The organism is Pseudomonas stagnisoli (assembly GCF_048595745.1).
Taxonomy (GTDB): Bacteria; Pseudomonadota; Gammaproteobacteria; order Pseudomonadales; family Pseudomonadaceae; genus Aquipseudomonas; species Aquipseudomonas alcaligenes_A.
This window is the reverse complement of record NZ_CP184361.1, coordinates 1,150,350-1,170,668: the sequence shown is the minus strand read 5'-3', so window position 1 is coordinate 1,170,668 and position 20,319 is coordinate 1,150,350. Positions and strand designations below refer to the sequence as shown.

The 20,319-nt window shown below is 66.3% G+C and carries 21 protein-coding genes; 8 read left to right on the top strand and 13 right to left on the bottom strand.

All coding sequences use genetic code 11. From position 1 onward, the window contains the following. Positions 1–20: 20 nt before the first annotated feature. The 3 genes from ACOAPY_RS05565 to ACOAPY_RS05555 are packed head-to-tail and all read right to left on the bottom strand — an operon-like array spanning position 21 to position 1,368. Entirely contained in the window at positions 21–227 is a 207-nt protein-coding gene (locus ACOAPY_RS05565; RefSeq protein ID WP_465155490.1) for a DUF1289 domain-containing protein, read from the bottom strand. Then, positions 224–748: a gamma carbonic anhydrase family protein gene (locus tag ACOAPY_RS05560; protein ID WP_061905206.1), complete on the bottom strand. Its 525-nt coding sequence runs from the start codon at positions 746–748 to the stop codon at positions 224–226. The genes ACOAPY_RS05565 and ACOAPY_RS05560 overlap by 4 nt, the downstream gene beginning before the upstream one ends. Before the next feature lie 11 nt (positions 749–759). Further along, on the bottom strand, positions 760–1,368 hold the full coding sequence (locus ACOAPY_RS05555) for a CoA pyrophosphatase (RefSeq protein WP_021700314.1): 609 nt from the start codon (positions 1,366–1,368) through the stop codon (positions 760–762). A gap of 146 nt (positions 1,369–1,514) precedes the next feature. On the opposite strand from ACOAPY_RS05555, the gene ACOAPY_RS05550 reads away from it, so the two are divergent. Further along, positions 1,515–2,060: an NUDIX hydrolase gene (locus ACOAPY_RS05550; protein WP_021700315.1), complete on the top strand. Its 546-nt coding sequence runs from the start codon at positions 1,515–1,517 to the stop codon at positions 2,058–2,060. Between the two features lie 51 nt (positions 2,061–2,111). Continuing rightward, positions 2,112–2,342: a DUF2789 domain-containing protein gene (locus tag ACOAPY_RS05545; RefSeq protein ID WP_237044012.1), complete on the top strand. Its 231-nt coding sequence runs from the start codon at positions 2,112–2,114 to the stop codon at positions 2,340–2,342. Between the two features lies 1 nt (position 2,343). Here ACOAPY_RS05545 and ACOAPY_RS05540 read toward each other — a convergent pair whose 3' ends face one another. Then, positions 2,344–3,216, bottom strand: a complete 873-nt coding sequence (locus ACOAPY_RS05540) for a DUF6910 family protein (protein ID WP_465155488.1) — start codon at positions 3,214–3,216, stop codon at positions 2,344–2,346. A 128-nt stretch (positions 3,217–3,344) separates the two neighbouring features. Between ACOAPY_RS05540 and ACOAPY_RS05535 the strand changes: the two genes are divergently transcribed. From ACOAPY_RS05535 to ACOAPY_RS05520, 4 genes are all read left to right on the top strand, one after another. Next, positions 3,345–3,848 carry a L,D-transpeptidase family protein gene (locus ACOAPY_RS05535; protein ID WP_076428027.1) on the top strand — a complete coding sequence of 168 codons (504 nt, stop codon included), beginning with the start codon at positions 3,345–3,347 and terminating at the stop codon, positions 3,846–3,848. Positions 3,849–4,038: 190 nt separating this feature from the next. Next, positions 4,039–4,488 (top strand): MarR family winged helix-turn-helix transcriptional regulator, encoded by a 450-nt coding sequence (locus ACOAPY_RS05530; protein WP_465155486.1) that lies wholly within the window; start codon positions 4,039–4,041, stop codon positions 4,486–4,488. A gap of 191 nt (positions 4,489–4,679) precedes the next feature. Next, positions 4,680–5,108 (top strand): organic hydroperoxide resistance protein, encoded by a 429-nt coding sequence (locus ACOAPY_RS05525; RefSeq protein ID WP_465155485.1) that lies wholly within the window; start codon positions 4,680–4,682, stop codon positions 5,106–5,108. 65 nt (positions 5,109–5,173) lie between these two features. Further along, a complete protein-coding gene (locus ACOAPY_RS05520; protein WP_465155483.1) occupies positions 5,174–6,193 on the top strand; it encodes an alpha/beta hydrolase in 1,020 nt (339 codons plus the stop codon). Between the two features lie 58 nt (positions 6,194–6,251). Here ACOAPY_RS05520 and ACOAPY_RS05515 read toward each other — a convergent pair whose 3' ends face one another. The 3 genes from ACOAPY_RS05515 to purL all read right to left on the bottom strand — a co-directional run bounded on the left by ACOAPY_RS05515 (position 6,252) and on the right by purL (position 10,972). Further along, positions 6,252–6,569, bottom strand: coding sequence for a YqfO family protein (locus ACOAPY_RS05515; RefSeq protein ID WP_021700322.1), 318 nt, complete (start codon positions 6,567–6,569; stop codon positions 6,252–6,254). Between the two features lie 173 nt (positions 6,570–6,742). Further along, positions 6,743–7,012: a CDGSH iron-sulfur domain-containing protein gene (locus ACOAPY_RS05510; RefSeq protein ID WP_465155482.1), complete on the bottom strand. Its 270-nt coding sequence runs from the start codon at positions 7,010–7,012 to the stop codon at positions 6,743–6,745. A 63-nt stretch (positions 7,013–7,075) separates the two neighbouring features. Beyond that, on the bottom strand, positions 7,076–10,972 hold the full coding sequence (gene purL, locus ACOAPY_RS05505) for a phosphoribosylformylglycinamidine synthase (protein ID WP_465155480.1): 3,897 nt from the start codon (positions 10,970–10,972) through the stop codon (positions 7,076–7,078). A 139-nt stretch (positions 10,973–11,111) separates the two neighbouring features. On the opposite strand from purL, the gene mltF reads away from it, so the two are divergent. After that, positions 11,112–12,587: a membrane-bound lytic murein transglycosylase MltF gene (gene mltF, locus ACOAPY_RS05500; protein WP_465155479.1), complete on the top strand. Its 1,476-nt coding sequence runs from the start codon at positions 11,112–11,114 to the stop codon at positions 12,585–12,587. Here the strand turns inward: mltF and ACOAPY_RS05495 are convergent, their stop codons facing one another. The 6 genes from ACOAPY_RS05495 to ACOAPY_RS05470 all read right to left on the bottom strand — a co-directional run bounded on the left by ACOAPY_RS05495 (position 12,588) and on the right by ACOAPY_RS05470 (position 18,840). Further along, on the bottom strand, positions 12,588–13,028 hold the full coding sequence (locus ACOAPY_RS05495) for a hypothetical protein (RefSeq protein ID WP_465156722.1): 441 nt from the start codon (positions 13,026–13,028) through the stop codon (positions 12,588–12,590). A 91-nt stretch (positions 13,029–13,119) separates the two neighbouring features. Further along, positions 13,120–13,596, bottom strand: coding sequence for a tRNA adenosine(34) deaminase TadA (tadA, locus tag ACOAPY_RS05490; protein ID WP_465155477.1), 477 nt, complete (start codon positions 13,594–13,596; stop codon positions 13,120–13,122). After that, positions 13,596–14,966 (bottom strand): multicopper oxidase family protein, encoded by a 1,371-nt coding sequence (locus ACOAPY_RS05485; protein WP_465155476.1) that lies wholly within the window; start codon positions 14,964–14,966, stop codon positions 13,596–13,598. Before ACOAPY_RS05485 ends, tadA begins: the two co-directional genes overlap by 1 nt. A 127-nt stretch (positions 14,967–15,093) precedes the next feature. After that, positions 15,094–16,671, bottom strand: coding sequence for a glutamine-hydrolyzing GMP synthase (guaA, locus tag ACOAPY_RS05480; RefSeq protein ID WP_465155474.1), 1,578 nt, complete (start codon positions 16,669–16,671; stop codon positions 15,094–15,096). Between the two features lie 77 nt (positions 16,672–16,748). Then, the gene (gene guaB / locus ACOAPY_RS05475; RefSeq protein ID WP_076428047.1) at positions 16,749–18,218 is read right to left on the bottom strand and encodes an IMP dehydrogenase; all 1,470 of its coding nucleotides are present in this window, start codon (positions 18,216–18,218) and stop codon (positions 16,749–16,751) included. Between the two features lie 73 nt (positions 18,219–18,291). Further along, the gene (locus ACOAPY_RS05470) at positions 18,292–18,840 is read right to left on the bottom strand and encodes a sugar ABC transporter ATPase (RefSeq protein ID WP_465155472.1); all 549 of its coding nucleotides are present in this window, start codon (positions 18,838–18,840) and stop codon (positions 18,292–18,294) included. Positions 18,841–18,939: 99 nt separating this feature from the next. Between ACOAPY_RS05470 and xseA the strand changes: the two genes are divergently transcribed. Beyond that, entirely contained in the window at positions 18,940–20,319 is a 1,380-nt protein-coding gene (gene xseA / locus ACOAPY_RS05465) for an exodeoxyribonuclease VII large subunit (protein ID WP_465155470.1), read from the top strand.

Sequence of the window (20,319 nt, the reverse complement as noted above, 5' to 3'; positions counted from 1 at the left end):
GGAAAAGGGAGAAAGGGAATTCAGGGGCGTGCAGGCTGCTGCAGGAACTGCCCGGCGGCGCGGGTACGCTCGGCGCAGCGTTGCAGCACGTCACGGCGCTCGTCGTTGCTCATGCGCCCCCACAGGGTGATCTCGGCCGCCGTGCGCTGGCAGCCGATGCAGATATCCTGCTCGTCCAGCGCGCAGACGCTGACGCAGGGCGACTTGACCGGGCGTTCGTCGCTCATGCTTCGTCCTCGGCCAGGTCGCGCGCATAGCGCTGGGCGTTGTGCACGTAGTGGGCGGCGCTGCCTTCGAGCATCTTGCGCTGCTGCTCGGTGAGCTCGCGCACCACCTTGCCCGGGCTGCCCATCACCAGGCTGCCATCGGGAATCACCTTGCCCTCGGGGATCAGGCTGTTGGCGCCGATGATGCAGTACTTGCCGATCTTGGCGCCGTTGAGGATCACCGCGTTGATGCCGATCAGGCTGTAATCGTCCACCGTGCAGCCGTGCATCATCACGTTGTGGCCGACGGTGACGCCCTTGCCGAGGGTCAGCGGGAAGCCCATGTCGGTGTGCATCACCGTACCGTCCTGCACGTTGCTGTTCTCGCCGATATGGATCAGCTCGTTGTCGCCGCGCAGTACGGCGCCGAACCAGACGCTGGCGCCCTTGTCCAGGCGCACCTTGCCGATCACCGCCGCAGTCGGGGCAATCCAGCTCTCGGGATGGGCCTCGACGCGCGCGTCACCCAAACGGTACTTCATGGCGAATCCTCTCAGACCTTGATGACCCGGACCGACGGTTGCGGCGGCTGCGCCAGGTCGATGCCGGCGCCGAAGGCGACATTGACCAGTTCGACGATCATCACCGCCGTCAGGCCCCAGATCTTGTAGTTGTCGTAGTGATAACAGGGCACGTACCAGCTGCGCCCCTCGTAGTCGATGCGGTGGGTGACCTCGCGCGGGGTCTCCAGGAAAAAGCGCAGCGGCACCGAGAACACCGAGGCGATCTCGTCGTCGTTGGCGCGGTACTCGACGTAGTCCGGCACCACGCCGACATAGGGCGTGACATGGATGCCGAAACGCGACACCAGCGGGCTGAGCGGGCCGACGATCTCCACCAGGCCGGGCGGCAGGCCCACCTCCTCCTCCGCCTCGCGCAGGGCGGTAAAGGCCAGGTCGGGGTCGGTGGCATCGCGGCGGCCGCCAGGGAAGGCCACTTCGCCACCGTGGGTGGACAGGCCGCTGGCACGCAGGGTCAGCACCAGCTCCGGGTCGTCACTGCGGGTCAGCGGCACCAGCACGGCCGCCTGCGGGTGCTGCCGGTCGGTCTCCAGGATGCGCGGACTGTGGCCGCGCACGCGCTGCAGGAGCTCGTCGAGCATGATGATTCTCGGTTCTTCTGGGTTCTTATCTTCTGTCCGGCATCATGGCACGAAGGCGCGGCCCGCCCAAGACCCCAGACGCGCGGAGCGGCTTGCCGAGCGCGCCCGGCGGCGCCAACATGGGCAACGAATCAGGAGAACGCGGCATGAAATTCTGCAGCCAGTGCGGTGGTCCGGTGGAGCAGCGCATTCCCCAGGGCGACAATCGCCTGCGCTACGTCTGCCCGCAGTGCCAGACCATCCATTACCAGAACCCGCGCATCGTCGCCGGATGCCTTCCGGTATGGGGCGAGCAGGTGCTGCTGTGCCGTCGCGCCATCGAACCGCGCCGCGGCTTCTGGACCCTGCCGGCCGGCTTCATGGAGAACGGCGAGACCATGGCCGAAGCGGCCATGCGCGAGACCGACGAAGAAGCCTGCGCACGGGTACGCGACCTGCACCTCTACACCCTGTTCGACCTGCCGCATATCAGCCAGCTGTACGTGTTCTTCCGCGCAGAACTGATCGACCTGGAATTCCGCGCCGGCGAGGAGAGCCTGGAGGTGCAGCTGTTCCACGAGCACGAGGTGCCGTGGCAGGAACTGGCCTTCCCTACCGTTGGTCGCACCCTCAAGTGCTTCTTCGCCGACCGCCGCGAGCAGCACTACCCGATCCGCAACGAGGGCATGGCGCCGCTGCGCCCGCGCGACTGAGGCCGTCTATAGTCCTTGCTGGCCCCGTGACCGGCCGCACAAGGAGGCACCATGGACACCAGCGAACACAACCTGAGCGGCCTGTTCAAGCAGCTCGGCCTGGCCAACGGCAAGACCGAGATCGAAGCCTTCCTGCGCGAGCACCGCCTGGCCGAGGGCCAGGCCCTGCCCAAGGCGCCATTCTGGAACAAGGCCCAGGCGCAGTTCCTCAGCGAGGCGCTGGCCGACGACTCGGACTGGGCCGAGCTGGCCGACGAACTGGCCGTGCTGTTGTCGCCCTGAATCAGAGCACCAGCGGCAGCCGCAACAGGCTGGCCGCCACCAGCGGGTCGTCGGCGTCGGTCACCAGCAGCAGGCTGCCGTCTGCGGCCAGGGCAATACCTTCGACCTTCCAGCGCCCCGCCAGCTGCGCCAGACGACGCACCTGCCCGTCGGCCTCCACCAAACCGATCACCGCCCCCAGGCAGGCCCCGTCGTTGTAGCTATCCGCGGTGTTCTCGGCCACCGCGCTGAACAACCAGCCGCCATCGGCCAGTGCGGCACCATCGGTAAAGCCCAGGGCCACGCCCTGCAGCTCGCCCAGCTCCAGCCGCTGGATGGCACGCGGTGCCGGCGCCTCGCTCAGGCCAAGCAGCCAATCACGTAGCGCGTGCCAGGCATAACGCACGGCGGCATTCCCCGCCTGTCCCTGGTTGCCGCGCTGCAGCAGGAGAAACTCATCGCCGAGCAGGAAGCCGCCCTCGATATTCAGGTCGGCAAACTGCGCGTGCAGCGGCCGGTACAGCGGAGCCAGGTCGATCAGCCTCGGCGCGGCCTGCTCAACCAAGCCCAGCAGCACCCCGCGCTGACGGTCTGGGGTCGAACCAGAACCCAGCGCCAGCAGCGCACCCTGGGCAAAATCGGCCATGGCCGGCAACAGCGCCAGCGCCTCCAGATCGGGTTTGGCCGCCTTGCGGGCCTTCTTCTCGGCCGGCAGGCTGCCCTCGAACAACCGCACCAGGCGTCCCGGCGCGGGGTCGCCAAGGTCGAACACGCCAAGATGCAGCTCGTCGTCAGCCACCACGAACAGGCGCTCGGCCACCCGCACCAGGGCGCTGGCCGCACTCAGGTGCGCCTGCGGCAATTGCAGCTCACGTAACAGTTCGGGCTGAGACATCGTCATCTCCTGGGTCGGCGCCCGATGCTAACCAGGCCTCCGTCCGACTGGCGAGCATTGAACATCGTTCTCGGCATAGGCAGACTCTCGCGCTATAACAAACTCGATACTCTGCCCGGAACATCGCAATGCGCTGGTTGATCGCCCTACTCTGTCTTTCTGTCGTCAGCCTGAGCCACGCTTCCACGGCCCCCACCCTGCGCGGCAAGCCGGTGGACAAGGTGCTGGTGGTCAAATCGGAGCGCAAGCTGCACCTGATGGGGCGCGGCGAAGTGCTCAAGTCCTATCGCATTTCGCTGGGCAAGGAGCCCACCGGCGCCAAGGTGCGCGAGGGCGACCTGCGCACCCCGGAAGGCTTCTACTGGATCGACTGGCGCAAGACCAGCGACAAGTACAACCTGTCCATGCACATCTCCTACCCCAACGCCCGTGATGCCGCCAATGCGCGCAAGAAAGGCGTTTCCGCCGGCGGCATGATCATGATCCACGGCACCCCGCTGGATGACGAATATCCCGAGTGGTTCTTCAGCACCCTGGACTGGACCGAAGGCTGCATTGCCATGCGCAACGCCGACATGCGCGAAGTATGGAACCTGGTGCAGGACGGTACGCTGATCGAAATCCGCCCCTGAGGATTTGCTGCGCGCCGACCTTGCGTCGCAGGAAGAAAGCCAGGCCCCAGCTCGCAGGCTCCTGAATCTCCACCTGCCCCTGCTCCGAACCCGGCACAGTCGGGCGCCTTGTGCATGCGCCCGAACACCATTTGCCCCGCTTTAATTGGCGCGATAAATTGTTGCGCAGGTATCGAGCAGGCATTCCACCATGAAACAAGCGCAATCCTGTGCCGCCCTGCAGCTGGACAACCAGCTGTGCTTCGCGCTGCACTCCACCTCCCTGCTGATGACCAAGGCCTACAAGCCCCTGCTGCAGAGCATCGGCCTGACCTACCCGCAATACCTGGCCATGCTGGTGCTGTGGGAAGGCGATGGCATCACGGTCGGCGAGATCAGCACCCGCCTGCTCACCGATCCCGGCTCGCTCACCCCGCTACTCAAGCGCCTGGAAGCCGAGGCCCTGCTCACCCGCACCCGCAGCAGCGCCGACGAGCGCGTGGTGGAACTGCGCCTGACCGAGAAAGGCCGCAGCCTGCAACAGCAAGCCGAGCGCTTTCCCGCCTGCATCCTCGAAGCCAGCGGCCAACCGCTGGAGCAAATCAACGCTCTGCGTGACCAGATCATCGCCCTGCGCGACCAGCTGCAGAGGTCTCTCTGACCTGGCCGCCGCCCGCTCCAGGGCGGCATCGGCGCACTCGACCGCCGCCCATCTTGCCGACGCATCGAATCCTTCGCTTCGATTCATCTAATAATTAGTTTGCGCGCAAAATTAAATCGCACTAGATTTCACACCAAGCGCTTACTTAGCGCGCAAACCTTTAGACAGCAAAATAAATCGGAGACACCGCCATGCACAGCATCAAAGCCCTCTACACCGCTACCGCCACTGCCACCGGAGGCCGCGACGGCCGTGCCGTTTCCTCCGACGGCTTACTCGACGTCAAGCTCACCACCCCGCGCGAACTGGGCGGTGCCGGCGGCGAAGCCACCAACCCCGAGCAACTGTTCGCCGCCGGTTACTCGGCCTGCTTCATCGGCGCTCTGAAGTTCGTTGCCAGCCAGAAGAAGCAGGCCCTCCCGGCCAATACCTCGATCACCGGCAAGGTCGGCATCGGTCAGATTCCCGGGGGCTTCGGCCTGGAAGTGGAGCTGAACATCAGCCTGCCGGGTCTGGACCAGAACAGCGCACAAGCACTGGTCGACGCCGCCCACCAGGTCTGCCCCTACTCCAACGCCACCCGCGGCAACATCGACGTGCGCCTGAACGTCAACGTCTGACCCCCACCGGGCGGGCCTGCCCCGCAGCGCCCGCCGCCACCGCCCGAGCCATGAGGACCCGAATCATGAAGAACGTCAGCACGCTGCTTTCCGGCGCTGTTCTCGCAGTCGCCATCGGTAACGCCTTCGCCGCCGGCAGCCCCGGCGTGGAACACCATACCCAGGCCTTCCTCCAGGCCCTGGAAGCCGGCGGCGGTAAGCCGCTGGAAACCCTCAGCCCGCAGGACGCCCGCGCCGTGCTGGTCGGCGCGCAGGCCTCGGTCAAGGTCGATCTGTCCGGTGTGACGGTATCGGAGAAGACCATCGAAGCCTCTGGCCAGTCGATTCCGCTGACCATCGTCCGCCCCGAGGGCGTACAGGGCGACCTGCCGGTATTCATGTTCTTCCACGGCGGTGGCTGGGTGCTCGGCGACTACCCGACCCACGCGCGCCTGATACGCGACCTGGTGGTGCACTCCGGCGCCGTGGCCGTCTATGTCGGCTACACGCCGTCGCCGGAAGCACAATATCCGACTGCCATCGACCAGGCTTATGCGGCTACCCGCTGGGTCGGCGAACACGGCAAGGAAATCCAGGTCGACAGCTCGCGCCTGGCCGTGGCCGGCAACAGCGTCGGCGGCAATATGGCCGCCGTCGTGGCACTGAAAGCCAAGGAAGCAGGTACACCCAAGCTGAGTTTCCAGCTGCTGCTGTGGCCGGTGACCGATGCCAACCTGGAAACCGCTTCCTACAACCAGTTCGCCCAGGGCCACTTCCTGACCAAGCCGCTGATGAAATGGTTCTGGGACAACTACACCACCGACCCGAAGCAGCGCGCCGAGCGCTTCGCCTCGCCACTGCAGGCCACCACCGAGCAGCTCAAGGGCCTACCACCGGCCCTGGTGCAGACCGCCGAGTTCGACGTACTGCGTGACGAGGGCGAGGCCTATGCACGCAAGCTGGATGCCGCCGGCGTCACCGTCACCGCCGTGCGCTACAACGGCATGATCCACGACTACGGCCTGCTCAACCCGCTGGCGCATATCCCGGCCGTGCAGGCCTCCCTGCGCCAGGCCGGCGCCGAGCTGAAGCAGCACCTGCAGTAAAGCGGCAGGCGGAAACGAAAAAGCCCCGGCATGCCGGGGCTTCTTTTATCGGGAACGATCAGAATTGCAGGTCGGACAGCCGCCACACATCGAACGCCGGCGTCTCGTACGGATGAGCCTTCTTCATGGCCTTGACGGTGTCGTGAATCAGTTCGTCGGCCACCACCAGTTCCACCTTCCACTCGGCGACTTCCTCGACCTGGCCTGGCTGGCCGATGAACGGCTCACTGCCGGCCAGTGGGCGGAACTGGCCCTGGCCCAGGGTCTGCCAGCAACAGCTGTCGTAATGCCCGACGCGCCCAGCCCCCGCCGCGAAGATGGCGGCCTTCACTTCGTCCAGGTGGCTCTCCGGCACATAGAAACAGAATTTGTACATCCAGCCCCTCCGAGCTCCGACGAATACAGCGGCCTGAGCCGCACTGCCAAGTGCGATAATGGCATTCTGCCTTATCAACCTGGCGCGGCCTAGTTCGCAACTCTGCATTGGAGCCCCAGGAGGGCTAATCGTCCATTTACCGGATAGAGCCTTTGGCCATAAGACAGAGGGCCTTAATCACCCTTTGCGAAACGGCGCCAGCGTGCTCTCAGACCCTCGGCAGGCGGACTGTGGCTGCCGTCGCAATAGGGCAGGCGCTGCGACAGGCCACAACGACAGAGCAGCACGAACTGCTGGCGCACGGGTTCGAGAGGCAGCCCTTCGGCGCAGCCGGGAGAACAGTCGGGAAGCACGGGCGAGCGCCCGCAGCGGCACAGCAGATGGGTCTCGCCGGGGTTGACCTGGCGGACTTCGGGAAGCTTGGGATCTTGCGGGTCTGACACGACAGCCCTCTCCCGCCCTTCGGGCACCCTCTCCCATCGCTGGGAGAGGGGCAACGGCCGGTGTTAGTCGACCCAGACGCGCGCATTGCGGAACATGCGCATCCAGCCGGCGTCTTCCTGCCACTCGTCCGGGCGCCAGGAGTTCTGCACGGCGCGGAACACCCGCTCCGGGTGCGGCATCATGATGGTCACGCGGCCATCGCGGCTGCACAGACCGGTGATGCCGCGCGGCGAGCCGTTCGGGTTGGCCGGGTAGCTCTCGGTGACCTTGCCGTGGTTGTCGATAAAGCGCATCGCCACGGTGCCGGACAGATCGGCTTCCAGCAGCGCCTCCTCGCTCTCGAACTCGGCATGGCCTTCGCCGTGGGCGATGGCGATCGGCATGCGCGAACCGGCCATGCCGCGCAGGAAGATCGACGCCGACTCCTGCACCTGGACCATGGCCACACGGGCCTCGAACTGCTCCGAGCGGTTGCGCACGAAGTGCGGCCAGAACTCGGTACCGGGGATCAACTCGTGCAGGTTGCTCATCATCTGGCAGCCGTTGCACACGCCGAGGGCGAAGCTGTCCTTGCGCTCGAAGAACGCCTGGAAGCCATCACGGGCACGGGCGTTGAACAGGATCGACTTGGCCCAGCCCTCGCCGGCGCCGAGCACGTCACCGTAGGAGAAGCCACCGCAGGCCACCAGGCCCTTGAACTCGTCCAGGCTGACGCGACCGGCGAGAATATCGCTCATGTGCACGTCGATGGCGCTGAAGCCAGCGCGGTCGAAGGCCGCAGCCATCTCCACCTGGCCGTTGACGCCCTGCTCGCGGAGGATCGCCACCTGCGGACGCACGCCCTTCTTGATGTAGGGTGCAGCGATGTCCTGGTTGACGTCGAAGCTCAGCTTGGTGGACAGACCCGGATTGTCCTCGTCGAGGATCAGGTCGAATTCCTGGTCGGCGCAGTCGGCGTTGTCGCGCAGGCGCTGGATCTGGTAGCTGGTCTCGGCCCACTGGCGCTGCAGCAGACGGCGCTGGCCGCCGAACACCGGCTCGCCATTGAAGCTGATAGCCACGTCGCTGCCGTTGACCGGCTGGCCGATCACCGCCACGCAGTCGTCGAGGCCGGCGGCGCTGAACTGGGCGAGGACTTCCGGGGTGGCGTCCTGACGCACCTGAATCACCGCACCCAGCTCCTCGTTGAACAGCACGGCAGCCAGTTCGGAGGCCTCGTCGGCCAGGCCGTCGAGGAACAGGTTGAGGCCGCAGTGGCCGGCGAAGGCCATTTCCAGCACGGTGGTCAGCAGGCCGCCGTCAGAGCGGTCGTGGTAGGCCAGGATATGGCCGTCGGCATTCAGCCCCTGGATCACGGCGAAGAACGCCTTGAGGTCTTCGGCGTCGTCCACGTCCGGCACGGCCTGGCCGAGCTGGGCGTGGGTCTGCGCCAGGATCGAGCCGCCCATGCGGTTCTGCCCGCGGCCCAGGTCGATCAGGATCAGGTCGGTCTCGCCCTTGTCCAGACGCAGCTGCGGGGTCAGGGTCTGACGCACGTCCTGCACCGGGGCGAAGCCCGAGATCACCAGCGACAGCGGCGAAGTCACGCTCTTCTCCGCGCCGTTATCCTGCCAGCGGGTCTTCATGGACATGGAGTCCTTGCCCACCGGAATGGTGATACCCAGCGCCGGGCACAGCTCCATGCCCACCGCCTTGACGGTGTCGTACAGGCGCGCGTCCTCACCCGGGTGGCCGGCAGCGGCCATCCAGTTGGCGGACAGCTTGATGTCGGACAACTTCTCGATGCGCGCCGCCGCCAGGTTGGTGATGGTCTCGCCCACGGCCATCCGGCCGGAAGCCGGCGCATCCAGCAGGGCCAGCGGCGTACGCTCGCCCATGGCCATGGCTTCGCCGGTGTAGACGTCGAAGCTGGTGGCGGTGACGGCACAGTCGGCCACCGGCACCTGCCACGGGCCAACCATCTGGTCACGAGCCACCAGGCCGGTGATGGTGCGGTCGCCGATGGTGATCAGGAAACTCTTGCTGGCCACGGCCGGGTGGCGCAGCACGCGCTCGACGGCTTCTCCGATATCGACTTGGGCGGCATCGAAGTCATCGCCCTGCTCCGCTTCGCGGGTCACGCTGCGGTGCATGCGCGGCGGCTTGCCCAGCAGCACATTGAGCGGCATGTCCACCGGCTTGTTGCCGAAGTGGCTGTCGGAGACGGTCAGGTGCGGCTCGGCAATGGCCTCGCCGACCACGGCGAACGGGCAGCGCTCGCGCTCGCAGATGGCCTTGAAGCGCTCGAAGTCGGCGGCGTCCACGCTCATCACGTAGCGCTCCTGCGACTCGTTGCACCAGATCTCCAGCGGGGCCATGCCCGGCTCGTCGTTCGGCACAGCGCGCAGCTCGAAGCGACCGCCACGGCCACCGTCGTTGATCAGTTCCGGCAGGGCGTTGGAGATACCGCCGGCACCGACGTCGTGGATGAACTTGATCGGGTTGTCAGCGCCCAGCTGCCAGCAGCGGTCGATCACTTCCTGGCAACGACGCTCCATTTCCGGGTTGTCGCGCTGCACCGAGGCGAAGTCCAGGTCGGCGGAGCTGGCGCCGGTGGCCATGGAGGAGGCAGCACCGCCGCCCAGGCCGATCAGCATGGCCGGGCCGCCGAGTACGATCAGCTTGGCGCCGACCGAGATCTCGCCCTTCTGCACATGCTCTTCACGAATGTTGCCGAGGCCGCCGGCCAGCATGATCGGCTTGTGGTAGCCGCGTACTTCCTCACCGCGCGGGCTCTGCACGGCCTGCTCGAAGGTGCGGAAGTAGCCGTTCAGCGCCGGGCGGCCGAATTCATTGTTGAACGCGGCGCCGCCCAGCGGGCCTTCGATCATGATGTCCAGCGCGGTAACGATGCGCTCGGGCTTGCCGTAGGGTTTCTCCCAGGGCTGCTCGAAACCGGGGATGTTCAGGTTGGACACGGTGAAGCCGGTCAGGCCAGCCTTCGGCTTGGCGCCGCGGCCGGTGGCGCCTTCGTCGCGAATCTCGCCGCCGGAGCCGGTGGAGGCGCCGGGGAACGGGGCGATGGCGGTCGGGTGATTGTGGGTTTCCACCTTCATCAGGATGTGCACCGGCTCCTGGGTCGCGCCGTACTCGCGGGTGGCCGGGTTGGGGAAGAAACGCCCGGCCTGGTGGCCGACGATCACCGAAGCGTTGTCCTTGTAGGCGGACAGTACGCCGTCGCGGTGCATCTCGTAGGTGTTCTTGATCATGCCGAACAGCGACTTGTCCTGGCTCTCGCCGTCGATGTCCCAGCTGGCATTGAAGATCTTGTGGCGGCAGTGCTCGGAGTTGGCCTGGGCGAACATCATCAGCTCGACGTCATGCGGGTTGCGGCCCAGCTCGACGAAGCTTTTCACCAGGTAATCGATCTCGTCCTCGGCCAGGGCCAGGCCCAGCTCGGCGTTGGCCTTCTCCAGTGCGGCGCGACCGCCACCGAGCACATCCACGGCGGTCAGCGGCTTGGGCTCGGCATGGCTGAACAGGCCGGCGGCCTCTTCCAGCGCGCCCAGCACCAGCTGGGTCATGCGGTCGTGCAGTACGGCGGCGACGGCCTGCTGGTCAGCGGCGCTGAGTTCACCGGAGACGTAGTAGGCGATACCGCGCTCCAGGCGCTCGATCTTGGCCAGACCGCAGTTGCGGGCGATGTCACTGGCCTTGCTCGACCACGGCGAGATGGTGCCGAAACGGGGAATCACCAGGAACAGCTGACCACTGGGCTCCTGCACCGGCACGCTCGGGCCGTACTTCAGCAACCGGGCCAGTACCTGCTCTTCGGGGGCGTCAAGCACGCCGGTCACTTCGGCGAAGTGCGCAAACTCGGCATACAGCCCGGTCACGGCAGGGACCTTGGCGGTCAGTTGCGAAAGCAGTTTGCCGTGGCGGAAGGCGGAAAGAGCGGGCGTGCCGCGCAGGATCAACATCGTGAACAGCCTCAGGGGGTGCTTAGAGGCCGTGCATTCTAGCCTAAAGCACCGCGCCGCGGCACCCTCGGCAGTGCTAGCAGAGCGCCGTAATACTGTCGAGATATGGCGCCTATCGGGCTTTGCGTATACTGCGCCGATGTTTGCACACACCGCGTTGCGCATCCGTTCGGCCGCCGGCCTGCTGGCGACTGCTTTCTTCCTGCTGCTCGCGGGCTGCGATGACTCCCCGGAGGCACGCCAGCCCAGCACTCCCGAGCGCGTGCAGGAGGAAGGCGTGCTGCGCGTGGTCACCCGCAACAGCCCCACCACCTACTTTCAGGACCGCGCCGGCGAGACCGGGTTCGAGTACGAACTGACCAAGCGCTTCGCCGAGCAGCTCGGCGTCGAGCTGAAAGTGGAAACCGCGGACAACCTCGACGACCTGTTCACCCGCCTCAACCAGCCGGGCGGCCCGGTGCTGGCTGCGGCCGGCCTGGTCGCCAGTGAAGGGCGCAAGGGCCAGGCCAACTTTTCCCACGCCTACCTGGAGGTCACCCCCCAGGTGGTCTACCGCGATGGCCAGCGCCGCCCCAGCCGCCCCGAGGACCTCATCGGCCGGCGCATTCTGGTGCTCAAGGGCAGCAGCCATGCCGAGCAGCTGGCCGAGCTGAAGCAGACCCTGCCGGAGCTGCAGTACGAGGAATCCACCGATGTCGAGGTGGTCGACCTGCTGCGCATGGTCGACGAGGGCCAGGTCGACCTGACCCTGGTCGACTCCAACGAGCTGGCCATGAACCAGGTGTACTTCCCCAATGTGCGCGTGGCCTTCGATCTGGGCGGCGCGCGCAGCCTGGGCTGGGCCGTGGCCGCCGGCAGCGATCAGAGCCTGCTGCAGGAGGTCGATCATTTTCTCGCCGAGGTCGAGGAGAACGGCACCCTGCAGCGCCTCAAGGAGCGCTACTACGGGCATGTCGACGTACTCGGCTACGTCGGCGCCTACACCTTTGCCAAGCACCTGCAGCAGCGCCTGCCGCGCTACGAGCAGAGTTTCCGCCAGGCTGCCGAGAAGCACCGGGTCGACTGGCGCCTGCTCGCCGCCATCGGCTACCAGGAATCGCTGTGGACTGCGGACGCCACCTCCAAGACCGGCGTGCGCGGCCTGATGATGCTGACCCAGGACACGGCCCAGGCCATGGGCGTGGTCAACCGCCTGGACCCACGCCAGAGCATTGCCGGCGGCGCCAAGTATTTTGCCCTGGTGCACAGCGGCCTGACCGAGGACATGAGCGAACCGGACCGCACCTGGTTCGCCCTGGCCGCCTACAACATCGGCATCGCCCACCTGGCCGACGCGCGCAAGCTGGCCCAGGCCGAAGGCCTGAACCCGAACAAATGGCTGGACGTGCAGAAGATGCTGCCACGGCTTTCGCAGAAGCGCTGGTACAGCAAGACGCGCTATGGTTATGCGCGCGGCGGCGAAACCGTGCACTTCGTGCGCAACGTGCGGCGCTACTACGACATCCTCAACTGGGTGACCCAGCCACAACTGGAAGGCAGCCGCGTCGCCGAGAGCGGCCTGCATGTGCCAGGGGTGAACAAGACCATCCCCAAGGATGAGCCCACCCAGCTGTAATCAGCGAACCTGCTGACTCCCCTTTGCACAATGACTACGCGCCTGCACGTCGGCGGGCAGCGCTCGGTAGCGGCCCATGCAAACCGCCATGCTCTCCATGGCCTGCACACTCAAACGGGCCTGCTCATCAACCCGGATCAGGTAGGCGTGGTTGTAGTGCGCACGATCAAACCAGGGCTCGATATCCTGCGCACTGGTGACGCAGAGGTACTGCATCTGCACGCTGAAGCCCCTCACCTTGTCCTTGCGCAGAATGTGGTGGTACTTCATCCAGTCGCCGTCGCGCTGCGCCTGCCGGACCGCCTCACGGCAGCTCTCCAGATCGGTGATATCCGGCTCATGCAGGAAGATGCTGTGCGCCAGGGTGGTGTCGTTCACGCCCGCCGAAGCGAGTAGATATACCTTCTCCTCGGCGGCCTGCGCGGACAGACCGGCCAGCATCAGCAGCAAACCCAATACTTCTTTCAAACGTACAGCTCCGATTTGCAAAGAGCGCGCAGACTAGCAGCGGCGCTCTAGGATGCCCAGCAGGCTAGCTACGCCGGGCCTTGAAGAAGGCGCTGAGCATTTCGCTGCACTCCTGCGCCAGCACCCCGCCCTCGATCAACACCCGGTGATTGAGGAAGTGCTGACTGAAGAACTGCCCACGACTGACCGCTACCCCGGCCTTAGGCTCGGTGGTGCCGTAGACCACCCGACTGACTCGGGAATGCACGATCAGCCCGGCGCACATACTGCAAGGCTCGAGGGTCACGTACAGGGTGCTGCCGGGTAGTCGGTAGTTGTGCACGGCGGCAGCGGCGGCGCGGATCGCCACCATCTCGGCATGGGCACTGGGGTCACTGGTGGAAATCGGGCAATTGAAGCCGCGCCCGATCACCTCGCCGTCCTGCACCAGCACGGCGCCCACCGGCACTTCGCCTCTTTGCGCTCCCTCGGCGGCCAGCGCCAGTGCCTCGCGCATGAAACGCTCGTCCTGGCTGCGGTCGATGATCTTCGGTTGGCGCATCAGACCACCTCGATGGCGGCCATCAGGCCGGTTTCCATATGGTCGATCACGTGGCAGTGGAACATCCACACCCCCGGATTATCGGCGACAAAGGCGATGCGCGCCGTCTCGTTCTTGCCCACCAGGTAGGTGTCGGTGAAGTACGGCACGATGTCCTTGCGGTCCGAATCCAGCACCTTGAAGCTCATGCCGTGCAAATGAATCGGGTGCTGGTACTGCGCCATGTTGCGCAGCACGAAGATGTAATGCCCACCCTGCCTGAGGCTGGCAATGGGCCGCTCGGCACAGCGTTTGTCGTTGATGTCCCAGGCCTGGCCGTTGATCTGCCAGTACTTGTAGCTGCCGCCCTGACTCACGTCGCCGGACAGCGCGGCGGCCCACTCGAAGTTGAAACGCAAGGTCTCGGCGCGCGCCAGATCCGGCTCGGCCAGCGGGTTGGCCGGCAGCGCCGGCGGCCAGTCGCCAGCGCCCTCGGCACTGGCCACGCTCCGGATCGTGGCGAGGCGCAGCGGGCCGTTGCGCAGCGGCAGCTCGGCACCGGCAGCCGGCACCTTCAGCGCCAAATCCAGGCGCATGCCCGGGCCCAGCCAGTATTCCTTGCCCAACGACCGCGGCGCCACGGGGTTGCCGTCCAGCGCGTAGATGCGCGCCTCGCCACCCGGCAGGTTGAGGCGATAGGTAATGGTGTTATCGACGTTGATCAGGCGCAGACGCACCACCTGGCCGGCTGGCAGCTCCAGGGTCGGGTTGGGCACGCCGTTGATGCTCGACAGACGTCCGCGCGTGCCTTCGCGAGCAGCCTGGCGCGGCACCAGAAACTCGGTGAAGGCGCCCTGCTCGTCCACATGCCAGGTCTTCAGGCACAACGTGCGCTCATGGACGAAGCCGCTCGGCTCACGCTCCTCGACGATCAGCGGACCGACCAGACCACGCCCCAGTTGCTCATGGCTGGCGGTGTGCGGGTGATACCAGTAGCTGCCGGCGTCCGGGCAGACGAAGTCGTAATCGAAGAACTCGCCAGGCTTGACCGGCAGCTGCGACACATAGGGCACGCCGTCCATCTCCAGCGGCAGGCGGATGCCGTGCCAGTGGATGGTGGTCTCCACCTCGAGCCGATTGATGAAACGCACGCGCAGGCGCTCGCCCTGCCGGCAGCGCAGCTCCAGGCCCGGCGCCTGGCCACCGTAGGCCCAGGCCGGGGTGACCCGACCCGGCACCAGTTCCAGGTCCAGCGGCGCGGCGATCAGTTCGTAGTCGTGGGTTGCCACGTTCTCGGGACGACCCAACCAGTAGCGCACGCCACCGGCACCGAGGCCGGCCACACCCAGCCCGGCCATGCCGGCGAGTATCTGTCTGCGGGTAAAGGCCATCGTCATCCCCATCGACCAGGTATTTGCGACATTTTCTCATCACCAGCGCAATGCAGCGAGTCGCAGATTGCCGCAGGCAGAAACGACAAGGGCAGCTCACGCTGCCCCTGCTCACACCCTCAGGTGCTTATTCCCACTCGATGGTCGCCGGCGGCTTGCTCGACACGTCGTAGGTGACGCGGGAGATGCCGGAGATCTCGTTGATGATGCGGTTGGAGACCTTCTCCAGCAGCTCGTAGGGCAGGTGCGCCCAGCGTGCAGTCATGAAGTCGATGGTTTCCACGGCACGCAGGGCGACGACCCAGGCGTAGCGACGGCCGTCGCCGACCACACCGACCGACTTCACCGGCTGGAACACCACGAAGGCCTGGCTGGTCTTGTGGTACCAGTCGAAGTTGCGCAGCTCTTCGATGAAGATGTGGTCGGCCAGACGCAGCAGGTCGGCGTACTCCTTCTTCACCTCGCCGAGGATGCGCACACCCAGGCCCGGGCCCGGGAACGGGTGGCGATAGACCATGTCGTAGGGCAGGCCCAGTTCCAGGCCGATCTTGCGCACCTCGTCCTTGAACAGCTCGCGCAGCGGCTCGACCAGGGAGAACTGCATGTCCTCCGGCAGGCCGCCGACGTTGTGGTGGGACTTGATCACGTGGGCCTTGCCGGTCTTGGCGCCGGCCGACTCGATCACGTCCGGGTAGATGGTGCCCTGGGCGAGGAACTTCACGTCTTGGAGCTTGGTGGCTTCCTGGTCGAACACCTCGATAAAGGTGCGACCGATGATCTTGCGCTTCTCTTCCGGGTCGGACACGCCGGCCAGGCGGCCGAGGAACAGGTCCTCGGCGTTGGCGCGGATCACCTTGACGCCCATGTTCTCGGCGAACATGGCCATCACCTGGTCGCCTTCCTTGTGGCGCAGCAGACCGTTGTCGACGAACACGCAGGTCAGCTGGTCGCCGATGGCCTTGTGCAGCAGGGCTGCAACCACCGAGGAGTCGACGCCGCCGGACAGGCCGAGCAGCACCTTGGAGGAGCCCACCTGGGCACGCACGGTGGCAATGGCGTCCTCGACAATATTGGCCGGAGTCCACAGGGCCGCGCAGCCGCAGATGTCGAGGATGAAGCGCGAAAGGATGCGCCCGCCCTGCTTGGTGTGTGTCACTTCCGGGTGGAACTGCACGCCATAGTAGGCGCGGCTGTCGTCGGCCATGGCGGCGATCGGGCAGCTCGGAGTGCTGGCCAGGATATGGAAGCCGGCGGGCATGGCGGTGACCTTATCGCCGTGGCTCATCCACACGTCCAGACCGAGCACGCCGTCGGTATCCACATGGTCTTCAATGCCGTCGAGCAGGCGCGCCTTGCCGACGATATCGACGCGGGCATAGCCGAACTCGCGCAGGTCGGAACCTTCCACCTTGCCGCCCAGCTGCTCGGCCATGGTCTGCATGCCGTAGCAGATGCCGAACAGCGGCACACCCAGATCGAACACCGCCTGCGGCGCGCGCGGGCTGCCCGCCTCGTGCACCGACTCCGGACCACCGGCGAGGATGATGCCGCGCGGGGCGAAGGCGCGAATGGCCGCGTCTTCCATGTCGAACGGGTGGATCTCGCAGTACACGCCGATTTCGCGCACACGGCGGGCGATCAGCTGGGTGTACTGGGAACCGAAGTCCAGAATGAGGATGCGGTGGGCGTGAATGTCGTGGGCCATGGCCGTCTCTCGTAGCGGAATTCACAAATGACACGGGGCTGATCAGTCAGCCCCGTGTCGAGTCAATGCAATGGACCTTAGCCCACGCGGTAGTTCGGGGCTTCTTTGGTGATCTGCACATCGTGCACGTGCGACTCGGCCATGCCGGCGCCGGTGATACGCACGAACTGCGGCTTGGTGCGCATCTCCTCGATGGAGGCGCTGCCGGTGTAGCCCATGGAGGCACGCAGGCCGCCCATCAGCTGATGCACGATGGCGCCCATCGCGCCCTTGTACGGCACGCGGCCTTCGATACCTTCCGGCACCAGCTTCTCGGCACCGGCCGCGGAGTCCTGGAAGTAGCGATCCGAGGAGCCCTGGGCCTGGGCCATGGCGCCGAGCGAGCCCATGCCACGGTAGGCTTTGTAGGAGCGGCCCTGGAACAGCTCGACTTCGCCCGGCGCCTCTTCGGTACCGGCCAGCATGGAACCGATCATCACGGCGGAGGCCCCGGCGGCGATGGCCTTGGCCAGGTCGCCGGAGAAGCGGATACCACCATCGGCGATCAGCGGTACGCCGGTACCGGCCAGGGCGGCGGCGACGTTGGCCACGGCACTGATCTGCGGTACGCCGACGCCGGCGACGATACGGGTGGTGCAGATGGAACCCGGGCCGATGCCGACCTTGACGCCGTCAGCGCCGGCCTCGGCGAGGGCCTTGGCGGCTTCGCCGGTGGCGATGTTGCCGCCGATTACCTGGACTTCCGGGAAGTTCTCCTTGACCCAGCGCACGCGGTCGATCACACCCTTGGAGTGACCGTGGGCGGTGTCGACGATGATCACGTCAACGCCGGCAGCCACCAGCGCGGCGACGCGGTCACCGGTATCGGCGCCGGTGCCGACCGCGGCGCCAACGCGCAGGCGACCCTGGTCGTCCTTGCTGGCCAGCGGGTAGGCCTTGGCCTTCTCGATGTCGGTGACGGTCATCATGCCCTTGAGGGTGAAGGCGTCGTCGACGATCAGGACTTTCTCGATGCGGTTCTTGTGCAGCAGCTCGCGCACGGCTTCCTTGGTCGCGCCTTCCTTGACGGTGACCAGGCGCTCTTTCGGCGTCATCACGTCACGCACCAGGGCGTCCAGGCGGTTTTCGAAGCGCACGTCGCGGGAGGTGACGATGCCGACCAGGTCGCCATTGCTCAGCACCGGCACGCCGGAGATGTTGTGCTGGCGGGTCAGCTCGAACAGGTCACGCACGGTGGCGTCGGCCTCGATGGTAATCGGGTCCTTGACCACGCCGGCCTCGAATTTCTTGACCTTGCGTACCTCGGCAGCCTGCTGCTCGATGGTCATGTTTTTGTGGATGATGCCGATGCCGCCTTCCTGGGCCATGGCGATGGCCAGGCGCGCTTCGGTGACGGTATCCATGGCTGCGGACAGCAGCGGGATATTCAGCTCGATGCCACGGGTCAGGCGGGTCTTCAGGCTGACGTCCTTGGGCAGGACTTCGGAATAACCGGGGATGAGCAGAACGTCGTCGAAGGTCAGTGCTTCTTGGCTGATGCGCAGCATGGCAGGGCTCCCGGGAGGGAAAAATAAGAAGCGCGGCATTATACCCAGGCGAGTGCCTTCGCTCAATGCGCGCTCAGCGCTTTACCTGCACTTGTGCCAATGGGTAGCCCAGGCGCTCGGCAAACTCATCGAGGAAAGCCTGACGAAAGCCGGCCTGTCCCCAGCCGTTGAAGACGAATCCCAGGTTGGAAAAGGCGCAGGGCTGCAGGAACAGGAAGCCGTTGATGTCATCTTCATGGCCGCACTGCGGACAGCTGAAGTTATCGGTGTCGCCGGGCATCCACTCATCCAGGCTGTCGAACAGCGCCTCGCCGATCTCCTGGCGGCATTCGGGGCAGCCGGCCTCTTCGAGGAAGCCCTCGGTCGGCGTATAGATGCAGCGCTTGCTGACGATCTGCAGGCCGTTGAGCGGCTGGCCGAACGGCAGCAGGTCCGGCCGCTCGACTATCCGCCGCGCGCCCGCGCCGATGGCATGGGCCATGCCGTTACCGAGGGCGCCGCAGGTGCTCGGCAGTTCCGCCACGATCTCGCGCTTGACCAGCCAGCGCAGCAGCAGACGCGCCCGCGCCTCGTGCTCGGGCAGGCTGGAGATACGGGGGACGAGAATGATCTGCTCGCTCATGAGCCAAGCCTGACATGGAAAGGCCGCGCAGCTTAATCGCACCGACGCAACGGTCAAGTGCGCCTATGGCCGACCGGACAAAGCCTTTATCATGCCGCCATGCTCAATGATCCCTTCCAGCGCCTCGGTCTCGACCGCGAAGCGCTCAGCGTCAGCCAACTGAACAACCGCGCCCGCCTGCTGCTGGAGGACGTGTTCGCCCAGGTCTGGGTCGAAGGTGAAATCTCCAACCTGGCCAAGCCGGCTTCAGGCCACCTGTACTTCACCCTCAAGGACAGCCAGGCCCAGGTGCGCTGCGCGCTGTTCCGGCAGAACGCCGCTCGCGTGCGCCAGGCCCTGCGCGACGGTCTGGCGGTCAGGGTACGCGGCAAGGTCTCGCTGTTCGAGGGGCGCGGCGACTACCAGCTGATCCTCGACACAGTCGAGCCGGCCGGCGACGGCGCCCTGCGCCTGGCCTTCGAGGCGCTCAAGGAAAAGCTCTCCGCCGAGGGGCTGTTTGCCAGCGAACGCAAGCGCGCCCTGCCCGCCCACCCGCAGCGCATCGGCATCGTCAGCTCGCCCACCGGCGCGGTGATCCGCGACATCATCAGCGTGTTCCGCCGCCGCGCGCCGCAGGTGGCGCTGACCCTGATCCCCACTGCCGTGCAAGGCCGCGAGGCCACCGCGCAGATTGTCCGTGCCCTGCAACTGGCCGACCGCGCCGGCTTCGACGCGATCATCCTGGCGCGCGGCGGTGGCTCGCTGGAGGACCTCTGGTGCTTCAACGAAGAAGCCGTGGCCCGCGCCGTGGCGGACTGCATCACGCCCATCGTCAGCGCCGTCGGCCATGAGACCGATGTGTCGATCAGCGACTTCGTCGCCGATGTGCGCGCGCCGACGCCATCGGCCGCCGCCGAGCTGCTGGCCCCGGACAGCTCCGACCTGCAGCGCCGCCTGGACAGCCTCAACCGTCGTCTGGCGCTGAGCCTACGCACCCGCCTGAGCCGTGAGCAACTGCGCCTGGACGGCCTGGCCCGACGCCTGCGCCACCCCGGCGAGCGCCTGCGCCAGCAGGCCCAGCGCCTGGACGACCTGGACATGCGCCTGCGCCGCGCCTTCGCCCAGCAGTCCACCAGTCGCCAAGAGCGTCTGGCGCGCCTGGACGGCCGCCTGCACGCCCAGCACCCAGGGCGCGCCCTGGCCCTGCTGCGCCAGCGCCTGGACAGCCTGGGCGAACGCCTGCCACGCGCCATCGAACTGCAGCTGCGCCAACAGCGCCGGCAGCTGGAAAATCTCGCGCAAACACTGCATATCGTCAGCCCGCTGGCCACCCTTGGCCGCGGTTACAGCATCCTCCTCGACGAACGTGGCCAGGCCGTGCGCAGCGCCGCCCAGACACGCCCCGGCCAGCGCCTCAAGGCGCGCCTGGGCGAGGGCGAGCTGGACGTGCGCGTCGAAGACAACCACCTGACTCCGGTCACCCTCTCACTTCTGGATTGA